Annotated in this window: 10 protein-coding genes and 1 pseudogene; 7 read left to right on the top strand and 4 right to left on the bottom strand. The window is 61.9% G+C overall.

What is annotated here, in order from left to right; genetic code table 11:
- The first annotated feature begins 31 nt into the window (after positions 1-31).
- Both AC0V8S_RS32885 and AC0V8S_RS32880 read left to right on the top strand, forming a co-directional pair.
- Positions 32-1,725 (top strand): annotated as a pseudogene (locus AC0V8S_RS32885) (type I secretion system permease/ATPase).
- A 19-nt stretch (positions 1,726-1,744) separates the two neighbouring features.
- Positions 1,745-3,082, top strand: a complete 1,338-nt coding sequence (locus AC0V8S_RS32880; protein WP_183456698.1) for an HlyD family type I secretion periplasmic adaptor subunit — start codon at positions 1,745-1,747, stop codon at positions 3,080-3,082.
- Between the two features lie 365 nt (positions 3,083-3,447).
- Here AC0V8S_RS32880 and AC0V8S_RS32875 read toward each other — a convergent pair whose 3' ends face one another.
- Both AC0V8S_RS32875 and rocF read right to left on the bottom strand, forming a co-directional pair.
- Entirely contained in the window at positions 3,448-4,536 is a 1,089-nt protein-coding gene (locus tag AC0V8S_RS32875; RefSeq protein WP_475435706.1) for an ornithine cyclodeaminase, read from the bottom strand.
- Positions 4,537-4,538: 2 nt separating this feature from the next.
- Positions 4,539-5,471: an arginase gene (gene rocF / locus AC0V8S_RS32870; RefSeq protein WP_095197977.1), complete on the bottom strand. Its 933-nt coding sequence runs from the start codon at positions 5,469-5,471 to the stop codon at positions 4,539-4,541.
- 148 nt (positions 5,472-5,619) lie between these two features.
- Here rocF and AC0V8S_RS32865 point away from each other — a divergent pair, with 148 nt between their 5' ends.
- Entirely contained in the window at positions 5,620-6,060 is a 441-nt protein-coding gene (locus AC0V8S_RS32865) for an Lrp/AsnC family transcriptional regulator (RefSeq protein ID WP_095197976.1), read from the top strand.
- Between the two features lie 175 nt (positions 6,061-6,235).
- On the opposite strand, the gene AC0V8S_RS32860 is transcribed toward AC0V8S_RS32865, so the two are convergent.
- On the bottom strand, positions 6,236-6,955 hold the full coding sequence (locus AC0V8S_RS32860) for a LysR substrate-binding domain-containing protein (RefSeq protein ID WP_475435703.1): 720 nt from the start codon (positions 6,953-6,955) through the stop codon (positions 6,236-6,238).
- Positions 6,952-7,161, bottom strand: coding sequence for a helix-turn-helix domain-containing protein (locus tag AC0V8S_RS32855; protein ID WP_475435702.1), 210 nt, complete (start codon positions 7,159-7,161; stop codon positions 6,952-6,954). The genes AC0V8S_RS32860 and AC0V8S_RS32855 overlap by 4 nt, the downstream gene beginning before the upstream one ends.
- A 384-nt stretch (positions 7,162-7,545) precedes the next feature.
- Between AC0V8S_RS32855 and AC0V8S_RS32850 the strand changes: the two genes are divergently transcribed.
- The 4 genes from AC0V8S_RS32850 to alr are packed head-to-tail and all read left to right on the top strand — an operon-like array spanning position 7,546 to position 10,873.
- Positions 7,546-8,346: an ATP-binding cassette domain-containing protein gene (locus tag AC0V8S_RS32850; protein WP_475438742.1), complete on the top strand. Its 801-nt coding sequence runs from the start codon at positions 7,546-7,548 to the stop codon at positions 8,344-8,346.
- Positions 8,347-8,359: 13 nt separating this feature from the next.
- Entirely contained in the window at positions 8,360-9,019 is a 660-nt protein-coding gene (locus tag AC0V8S_RS32845; protein ID WP_475435701.1) for an ABC transporter permease, read from the top strand.
- Positions 9,020-9,030: 11 nt separating this feature from the next.
- Complete coding sequence (locus AC0V8S_RS32840) at positions 9,031-9,762, top strand: ABC transporter permease (RefSeq protein ID WP_475435699.1); 732 nt, start codon at positions 9,031-9,033, stop codon at positions 9,760-9,762.
- Positions 9,752-10,873, top strand: a complete 1,122-nt coding sequence (gene alr, locus AC0V8S_RS32835) for an alanine racemase (protein ID WP_475435697.1) — start codon at positions 9,752-9,754, stop codon at positions 10,871-10,873. The genes AC0V8S_RS32840 and alr overlap by 11 nt, the downstream gene beginning before the upstream one ends.
- Positions 10,874-10,893: the final 20 nt, after the last annotated feature.

Here is a 10,893-nt window from a genome sequence, read left to right as displayed (position 1 = left end):
GCCTGACGAGTATCGAGTGGGGGTTCTGAAATTGGATAGAAAGCCTAGAATTGTGAAGGATGCGCTTCGGGCATGCCGCCGCTATTTCCTGGTTGTGGCAGCATTCAGCCTGGCGATCAATCTGCTCTACCTCGCCTCGCCACTCTATATGCTGCAGATTTACGACCGAGTGGTCACCAGCGGCAGCGAAACCACGTTGGTGATGCTGACCCTGGTATTGCTTGCGGCCTTCCTTTCGCTGGCCGGCCTCGATTTGGTGCGCGCCTGGATTCTGACGCGTGCCAGCGCGCGGCTCGACCGGCTGCTGTCGGCAAGGATCCTCGCCGCGTCGGTCGAGACCCCATCGCCTGGCTCCTCGCCGAGCCAGCCTATCCGCGACTTCGACACGTTCAGGCAGGTCATCACCGGCAGCGGCATCCACGCCCTGTTTGACCTGCCATGGTCGCCCATCTACATCGGCATCATCTTCGTGCTGCATCCGTGGCTCGGCTTCTTCGCATTGGGCTGCTCATTGCTCTTGATCGCCATGGCGGTGCTCAACGAGTATCTCGTGCGCTCGCCGCTGAAGCAGGCAAACGAGCTGGCGACGAACAATTATAACTTTACCGAGATGAGCCTCAGGAACGCGGAAGTCGTTCGCGCCATGGGGATGATCGACGGTCTCATCCGCCGCTGGGGGCGCGACCGCAACCTGGCGCTGCGGCGCCAGGCGGAGGCAAGCGACCGTGCCGCTTTGATGTCGGGCCTTATCCGGTTCCTGCGGCTCACCATGCAGTCGCTGATCCTCGGCCTCGGTGCCTATCTGGTGATAGAACGGCAGATCACCGGCGGCACCATGTTCGCGGCGAGCCTCTTGCTCGGCCGGGGCTGCAGCCTGTGGAACAGATCGTCGGCCTCTGGCGCAGCCTGCTCCTGGCGCGGGCGGCGTTGGCAAGGGTCGAGAAGCTGGTCGACGGGAGCGCGCGGGACGAAAGATCGTTCAACCTGCCGAAGCCCAGCGGCAAGATTTCGGTCGAGCAGGTCAGCTTTGCGATCGCCAGCCAGCAGAAAGTGCTTCTCCGGGACGTATCATTCCGGCTGGACGCAGGCGAGGCGCTGGGAATCGTCGGCCCTTCCGGCGCCGGCAAGTCGACGCTGGCGCGTCATCTCGCGGGCGTCATGCAGCCCAGCCGCGGCACCGTCAGGCTGGATGGGGCCGACCTGTCGCAATGGGGGCACGACGCGCTCGGCGACCACATCGGCTACCTGCCGCAGGATATCGAACTCTTCTCCGATACGGTCGCTGCCAACATCGGCCGCTTCAAGACCAGTGTCGACCAGGAGGTGATCGACGCCGCGCGGCTCGCCGGCGTGCATGAGATGATCATTCGCCTGCCGCAAGGTTACGAGACCCAGATCGGCGAAGGCGGCGCAGTTCTTTCAGGAGGATACCGGCAACGGATCGCTCTTGCCCGGGCGGTGTTCGGAATGCCGAAACTGATCATTCTCGACGAGCCGAGCTCCAATCTCGACGCCGATGGCGATCGCGCGCTGAGCGACTGCGCAATTGAGCTGAAGCGCCGCGGCAGCACGGTGATCATCGTCTCGCACCGGCCCTCTACCTTGGCGAATGTCGACAAGATCCTTCTGTTGCGCGATGGCGCCGTTGAGGCCTTCGGGATGAGAAACGAGATCGTGGCGCTGCTCAACCAGCGCGCGGCCCCAATCGCGGTGGCGACCCAATGAGCTGTGGCCGGAGAGATCGATGAGCGACGGCGTCCTCACCTACCAAAGCCTGCCCGGCGAGGCCGGTATCCTGGCCCCGGATTCGATTCGGCTGCCGGCCTATATCGGCCTGCTGATTATATTGGCTTTTTTCGGCATTTTCGGTGGCTGGGCGGCCTTTGCCCCGCTGAATGGCGCCGTGCTCGCCGACGCCATCGTCAAGGTGGAAGGCAATCGAAAAAGCGTCCAGCACTTCGACGGTGGTACGGTGAAGGAGATCCGTGTCAAGGATGGCGACGTCGTCAGGAAGGGCGACATCATGTTGAAACTGGACGACACCAGGATTCGGTCCGAGTTCAACCTCTATGCCCAGCAATATGCATTGTTGCGCGCAACCGACGCCAGGATCCGGGCTGAACTGGATGGCAGCGAGGCTGTTGCCTTTCCGAAGGACATTCTCAAAGGGCACGAGGACTATCTCAAGGATGCAATGGCAAACCAGATCGCCGATCTGGAAAGCCAGCGTGCCTCGATGGCCGGCGCCAAGCAGATCCTAGAGCGGCGCATTGCCGAGCTCGAGGAGCAGATCCAGGGCAAGCAGTCTCGGGTCGAATCCTACCAGGCCCAGCTGCAATCGACGATTAACGAGAAGGCCAGCCTGTCGAAGCTGCTCACAGCTGGACTGACGACCCGCCCGCGCATCCTGGAACTGGAAAGGTCCGCCTCGGATCTGCAGGGCCTGATCGACGAGAATCTCGGCGCAATCGGCGGCAGCCAACAGAGCAAAGCCGAACTCGAGAGCCAGATCGCGCAATTGACCAATGAGCGCCGGGCCAAACTGTCGGCCATGCTGATCGATACGCAATCGAGCCTTGCCGACCTCGTGCCCAAGATGTTTGCCGCCCAGGCTGCCGTGGACCGGGCCGAAGTGCGCGCGCCTTATGATGGCCAGGTGATGGATCTCAGTGTCTTCTCGATCGGTGCGATCGTGGCGCCGGGCCAGACCATCCTCGACATCGTGCCGACCGAGAATTCACTGATCGTCCAGGCTCAGGTTCGCGTCGAGGATATATCAAACCTGCGACCCGATATGGCCGCCGAAGTTCGTTTCACATCCTACAAGCAGCGTTCGATACCCATAATCCATGGACGCGTCACCCGCATTTCGGCGGATCGAATCACCGACAGCAAGACAGGGTTTCCTTACTATCTTGCCGACGTGGCGGTCGACCCGGTGGAATTGGCCGCGGCCCCACAGATTGTCCTCTATCCGGGCATGCCGGCGTCAGTCATGATCGTTACCGAGGAACGCACGGCACTCGACTACATTCTTGGCCCGCTGGTTGTGTCGTTCCATTCCGCGTTTCGCCAGAAATAACGGGTACCGCCAATCGATTGGCGATGCCCGGGTTTCGATGTCAGGCCTGTAACTGGCACGCGCCGGGGCCTGACGTCCATCAACATAAGACCCGCTCCGTCAGGGCGTAGGCGTTGACATGCTGACGATGGGGGCGCTGACGGTGCTTTTCGAGCCGGCGCCGTGGAACACCGCAAGGGTGCAAAATCGTCCGATTGGTCCCGATAGTTGGTGAGACCTCAAAATATTTTTTGCGTCGATTTTCCCTTTAAAATCAAAAGCGTAACTTTTTGACGGATGGCGCGTCGGCTTTCGGCGCGGCAAGCGAGAAAAATCCAGATAGATCAATGACCTAGCTGGGCTGGAAACGATCGAGTGGGAATGATTCAGGCCCCTCCAAGCGTTTGAGCGAGCCTGGTTATGCCGCCGGCTGTAAGGCCGCTCTCGAGCAGCATGCCATAGAGGTCGCGTGGTTCATCGGGATCGGCAAGCAGGTCGAGCTCTTCGTAGAGGCCAGTCGCTTGCAGCTGGTCGCGTACATAGCGCAGCGCTGAAAAATCCTCGATGGCGAAGCCGACTGAATCGAACAGCGTGATCTGCTTGGCGTCTCGGCGCCCTTGCGCCTTGCCGGCGATCACTTCCCAGAGCTCGGTCACCCGATGGTTGGGATCCAGCTGCTGGATCTCGCCCTCGACGCGTGTCTGTGGCGGAAACTCGACGAAAATGTCGGAGCGCAGCAGAATGTCCTTGTGCAGTTCGGTCTTGCCGGGGCAGTCGCCGCCGACGGCGTTGATGTGGACGCCGGAGCCGACCATGTTGTCGGTGAGAATCGTGGCGCACTGCTTGTCGGCGGTGACGGTCGTGATGATCCCTGCACCTTCAACCGCTTCCTGCGCGGTTTCGCAGATGGTGATGTCAAATCCTATGCCAGCCAGGTTCTTCGCGCATTTCCGCGAGGCGGAACGATCGATGTCGTAGAGCCTGAGCCGATCGACGCCGGTCAGCGCCTTGAAGGCGATCGCCTGGAATTCCGACTGCGCACCATTGCCGATGATGGCCATGGTGCGCGCGCCGCTCGGCGCCAGATATTTGGCGGCGACAGCGGACGTTGCGGCGGTGCGTAGCGCGGTCAGGATGGTCATTTCGGTGAGCAGCATCGGGTAGCCGCTGCCGACATCGGCGAGCACGCCGAAGGCGGTGACCGTCTGCAGACCCTGACGCATGTTCTTGGGATGGCCGTTGACATATTTGAAGCCGTAGAGGCGCCCATCGCTTGTCGGCATCAGCTCGATGACGCCGTCATGGCTGTGCGAGGCGATGCGTGGCGTCTTGTCGAAAAGTTCCCAGCGACGGAAGTCTTCCTCGATATAGCTGGCGAGCTCAGTCAGGAAGCGCTCGATACCGATGGCGATGACCAGCTTCATCATACGGTCGACGCTGACGAAGGGGACGATGTTCAGCTTTGCCGCGGTCATGATCAAAAGCTCCCGGAATGGCTGCGGGTGGGGCGGTCCATGATGCGGCGGCCCATCAGGCTCGCCGTCAGGTCGACCATCAGCGTCGCGGTGCGGCCGCGCTCGTCCAGAAAGGGGTTCAACTCGACAAGGTCCAGACTGGAGACGAGGCCGCTGTCGGACAGCATCTCCATCACCAGGTGCGCCTCGCGGAACGTCGCGCCGCCGGGAACTGTCGTGCCGACTGCAGGCGCAATCGACGGATCGAGGAAGTCGACGTCGAGACTGACATGCAGCAGCCCGTCCTCGGCCGACACGCGCGCCAGGAAGGCGCGCAGCAGCGGCGCGATGCCATGCTCGTCGATGGCGCGCATGTCATGCACAGTCACGCCCGCCTGGTTGAGCGCGCTGCGCTCGGCCGGGTCCACACTGCGCAGACCCATGGTGCAGATACGCTTGGGGTCGACCGCCGCCGGCAGATCCGGAAAATAGCCACTGAAACCCGGCTGGCCACTGGCATAGGCCAGCGGCACGCCATGCAGATTGCCGCTGGCGGTGGTGTCGAGCGTGTGAAAATCCGGATGCGCATCGAGCCACAGCACGAATAGCGGACGCCCAGCCTCGGCGGCGCGGCGGGCGAGGCCCGACACGGTCCCGGCCGAGATCGAATGGTCGCCGCCGAGAAAGATCGGCATGGCGTCCTCGCTCGCCGCGTAGGCGGCCGCGGCAATGGCGGATGTCCAGGCCGATATTTCGGGCAGGGCCTTCAGCGCCAGATTGCCATGCACGACGCGCCTCGCCGGAATTGCCTGGACGGCACCCATATCCTCGACAGCGTGCCCGAGGCCGGACAGCACCTCAACAAGGCCCGCGGTCCTCAGCGCACTCGGCCCCATTTCGCATCCCATTCTGCCGGCTCCGTCCTGCACCGGTGCCCCGACGATTTTGCAACGCATTGTTTTTCCCGCAGCCCAAATCCTGATAGCCGCGAGGAGATCATGGCGAGCCGGCGATACGAATAGATAGAATTGGCAATCCGGAAAGCATTCTCTATCGTAATGGCAGCAGAACTGATCAAAATGGTAACCTCGATGGAAATGCCCGATGGATACGCTTGACGAACGGCTGGTGACCTTGCTGCGACATGACGCGCGGCGCAGCGTGTCGGATCTCGCCATCGATCTTGGCGTCTCGCGCGCCACGGTCAGGGCGCGCATGGAGCGGCTGGAACGGTCCGGCGACATCATCGGTTACACGGTGGTGCTGCGCGCCGACGCCGTCGATCAGCGCATCCGCGGCATCATGCTCATCGAGATTGAGGGCCATGCCGCCGACCGCGTGGTGCGGGCACTAGGCGGCTTCCCCGAAGTCTCGACCATCCATACCACCAATGGCCGCTGGGATCTGGTTGTCGAACTCGGGACCGCATCACTGACTGATTTCGATGCAGTGCTGAGGCGCATCCGCCTCATAGCCGGCATAACAGGCAGCGAAACCAGTCTGCTCCTGGCCACGCCGCGCACGACCCGAGCACGACTGACTTAGAATCCCATCACGGCCCCCAGTCGCCGCTCTTGCCGCTCGCAGCGGATCAGAATGTCCGATACCAAAGAAGGCACGCCGCCCGAGGAGGGCAGGCTTATGGATGGGTTCTCATAAAAGCCAGTGGCGATCTTGACGACAAAGACGTTATCGCCTCGCAACCCAGGATATTGCGTACTTACAAACCAGGACGTTCCGGCCCGTCCTGCGCGCACTCGACGAGCACATTCACTGCCTCCTGAAGCAGCGTGCTCAACCGTCGGCCTTTTTGCCAGAATACGACGTAGTGATAGAGGGCGCTTGGCTCAAAGGGGCGGACTTCCACTGGAAAAGACGCAAATTGCCGGGCGGCAAAGGTGTTGCTGCTTGAAATGCCTAGACCTGCGGCGACGAAACTGACCTCTTGACCAATGACATCGACCTGTATCGCAAGATGCGGTTCCGCCCCCATGTATCGCAGGGCGTTCTCATTCATGAGATGCGATTGCATCCGGGGTTCGACATCCACAAGCGGCTCTCCGACGAGGTCTTCGGGCCTGATGATGTCCTTTTGGGCGAACCGGTGGCCACGCGGGACGATGTAAACATTGGTTGCGGTCGTCGCCGGGCACCAGTCGAAGACATTGCCGTCCAAAGGCAGTCGCGCAATTCCGAGGTCGGCGCGCCCATCCAGCACATGGTCCGCCACTTCCGGGTAGGTGCCCGACTTAAGAACGATCCCCGCGACCCGCAGGTGTGAGCTCAGTTTGTGGAAAGCGTCCGGAAGAAGTCGGAGTGAGAAGACGTACGGTGCCGCGATGCTTATCGTATCGCTGTCGACACCCTTCAGGGACGCGACCGTCTTGGCTATCCTCTCCATCTGAATGAAGGTCGCGTCGGTATCGCGAAAAAGCGTCATCGTCGGGCAGTCGGGAGAAGCCGCCCCTTGTCACGCACGAACAATTGCACTCCGAGCAGGCCCTCCAATATCCGAATTTGCTGGCTGACGGCCGGCTGGGTGATTTCGAGCACCTTGGCAGCAGCCCGCTCTGAGCCCGCCCTGACGACCTCGCGCAGGATCTGAAGCTGGCGAAGTGTGATGCCTGTTTTCGAGATTTCGACCATGATGAAGCTTCCGTGCGGCTGCCGATTGCCGCCTTTCCCATACAAAGATCAACTTATACCTGAATGCCGTTTGCGCCACGCCGATTTGCTTCCGCAGCGCCAGAGACGGTTGTTCGCATTGAGATGACGTTGGACCATATTAGCTGAGCTTATCGAAAAATAATTTGGCTTATAAATTGACCTTTGGAGGCCCGCAGGCAATTTTGAGGTCAAGACGCCGTTCCGAAGGCGCTTGGCGCCACCGGAGCAATGGGGCGCTCCTGCACATCGACAACCGAAAGCAAAAGGGTGGTGCCGCTCCATGCGTGCAGCAAGGGCTTTGCCGTGTCCTGCATTTCCCATGTCTCGTACCGGCGGCACGCAGTCTCCAGCGCGGAGTGCCTGATGCCGAGCGAGCCGATGTTCCAACAGACCCTGACGCCCGGTATCCGTGCTGAGCGGGTTGAAAAACGGCTTGGCGGCATTGATGTCCTGCGTGGCGTGGATCTCGACGTCCGGCCAGGCGAAATTCTCTCCATCCTTGGCAGCAGCGGCTCGGGCAAGAGCACGCTTCTGCGGTGCCTCAATCTCCTGACAGTTCCCGATCGCGGCGACATTTGGATCCACGGCGAGAAGCTGGCGATCCGAGTTGCATCGCAGCGGGGTGGCCAGTCCAGCGTCACCGACCATCGTCAGGTCCGGCGGGTGCGAGCGTCGATGGGCATGGTGTTCCAGAGCTTCAATCTCTGGCCTCACAGGACGGCGCTTGAGAATGTCACGGAAGGGCCCGTCCTCGTAAAGGGAATCCGGCGCGATGCAGCGGCCGATCTCGGACGCCACTACCTCGCCAAGGTCGGGCTCTCCGACAAGGCGGACGCCTACCCGCGCCATCTCTCCGGCGGCCAGCAGCAGCGGGTGGCGATTGCCCGCGCGCTGGCGATGGAGCCACGCGTGCTGCTCTTCGACGAGCCGACCTCGGCGTTGGACCCGGAACTGGTGGGCGAAGTGCTGCGCGTCATGGCAGCGCTGGCGGGAGAGGGGCGCACCATGGTGATCGTCACCCACGAAATGGCTTTCGCGCGCGAGGTATCGACACGGGCAGCCTTCATGCACCGCGGGCTGATCGAAGAGGAAAGTCCGCCGCAAGAATTCTTCTCCTCTCCCGTCTCCAGCCACCTTCGCAACTTTCTCGCTTCACACCGATAGAAGGACTTCGCGCATGGACGGTTTTGCCGTGCAGTTCGTCAGCGGACTGAAGACGACGGTACTGCTGGCGCTTGTCAGCGGCGCGCTCGGCATGGCGCTCGGATTGCTTGCCGCGGCGGGGCGATTGTCGCGGTGGAGGGTACTAAGCCGCTTGGTCGGTTTCTACACGACGATGATTCGCGGCGTGCCCGAACTCATCATCATCCTGCTGATCTATTTCGGCGGAACGGTCGCCATCAGCGCTTTCTTCGGTCGCTATGTCGAGGTCAACGCGTTCCTCGCCGGGGTCGTTTCCCTCACCGTCGTCTTCGGCGCCTATACGGCGGAAATTTTCCGGGGAGCCGTGCTCAGCATACCGACGGGACAGATCGAGGCGGCCCGCTCGCTCGGGCTGCATCCGTGGCAGACCTGGCTGCTGGTCATCCTTCCACAGATGCTGCGCATCGCTCTGCCGGCACTTGCCAACCAGTGGATCTCCCTGGTCAAGGAAACGTCGCTGATCTCGATCGTCGGGCTGACCGATATCATGCGGGTTGCCGCCATCGGCGCGGGCTCACTACGGGCGCCGCTGACGTTCTATCTCGCCGCATCGGCCCTCTATCTCGCGCTGACCAGTCTTGCGCTGGTGATCTTCCATCTTCTCGAACGGCGTTTCGCCGTTCCCGGACGGTGAGGCGCCAGGTAATGGACATCACGCTCCTCCTCACCAGCATGGTCGCGCTTGCCAGCGGCATTCCGCTGACGCTCCTTCTGACATTCGCATCGCTGCTTGCAGGCCTCGTCCTTGCCGTACCTCTGGCCTTCATGCGCGCATCGTCTCGCAAGTGGCTTTCACGGCCTGTGCTCGCCTATACCTATGTGTTTCGCGGCACGCCCCTGCTTGTCCAGCTTTTCATCATCTACTACGGCCTCGGTCAGATCGGCGCCATTCGGTCGAGCGTCCTGTGGGTCCTGCTGCGTGATCCTTTCTGGTGCTGCCTGCTGGCCTTTTCCCTGAACGGCGCTGCTTACACGACGGAGATTTTTCGCGGCGGCATCCAGGCCGTGGCCATCGGTATGATCGAGGCGGCGCAGGCGGTGGGCATGTCGCCGTTGCAGATCAAGCGCCGGATCATCTTCCCGATCGCCTTTCGAAGCGTGCTTCCCTCTTATGCCAACGAGGTTATCAGCCTCGTGAAAGCGACATCGCTCGCCAGCACCGTGACCTTGCTGGAGATAACCGGCCTTTCACGAAAATTGGTTTCAGAGACCTTTGCACCCTATGAGATCTTCATTGCCGCCGGCGTGCTCTATCTAGGCCTGACCCTCCTGCTGGCCGGCTTTTTCCACGTGCTGGAGGTCTGGTTGAACGGTGCGCCGCGGGCAAAGGCATACAAGCGCCGGGTCACCCTGCAGCAGGTGGCCCATGGACAATAGTCCCCGTCGAGACCCATTGCCGTTCCGCGAAACTGCCTGGCGCGAAATCGACCTGTCGGCCATCACCTCCAACTATCGCGCCATCCGGGCGGCAATCGGCAGCGACACAAAAGTCTTCGCCTGCCTGAAACAGGACGCCTATGGATGCGGGGCGGAGAAGGTCGCGTCTGTCTTGTCCGAAGCGGGCGCCGATGCCTTCGGCGTCGTGTCGATCGCCGACGCTTTGGCCGTACGAAAAGCGGCGGCAGGAAAACCCATCCTCGTGTATCCGGGCATTGGTCCGAACGCTGTCGATCTTGTCCGGAATCTCGATTTGACGATTTCGATTTCCGGCGAAGAGGATCTGGCAGGCTGGCTTGCGACCGGCACGCCGCTCAAGGTCTTCGTGAAGGTCGATCTGGGTTTTTGGCGCGCCGGCGTGGCTCCTTCCGACCTCCCAGGTCTGATGGATCTGTGCGCCACCGAAGGCAATGTCGCCGTCGACGGTCTTTATGCTCATCTCAACGAATTCGGCGACGCCGGTTCCTCGGCACCGGCGCAGCTTGCGCGCCTGACGCCACTTCTCGAAGAGCTGAGGGCAAAGGGCCGCCTTCCCGGAACGATCATGGTCTCAAGCAGCGAAAGCCTGCTTCACCATCCGGAATTCGACATGGATGCGGTCGATCCCGGCGCACTGCTCTTCGGATTGACCCGTTCTCGCGATGGACGCCGCATCCTGCCCACCCGTCCGGCCCTGGCGGCGATCAAGGCGCGTATCGTCGCGCTCAAGACGTGCCACGACAGCATGGGGGCGCCTCCCGGCCTGCCGGGATACCACGCGGCCATGCGCATGGCGGTGCTGGGGATCGGCTGGGGGCATGGCGTGCCGCGCGACCTCGATTCCTCGGCCTCGGTGCTCGTCAGGGGACAGCGTGCGCCCATCGTGCCGCCCATCCATCTCGAACATCTGCGCATCGATGTCACGAATGTTCCCGAAGCGGCGTTCGGGGATGAAGCGGTCCTGCTCGGCTCTTCCTGCGCAGATCGCATCACGCTGCCGAGCTCGCCAGTGCCTGGAACACAGACGAAACGGGCGTGGCCTGCGGCCTGCGGGAGAGCCTGCGCCGGATAGACGTCACACAACAATCCAGA

Source organism: Mesorhizobium oxytropidicola, from assembly GCF_056174625.1.
Note: the sequence above shows the minus strand (reverse complement) of the source record. Positions and strands in the feature narration are given on the sequence as shown.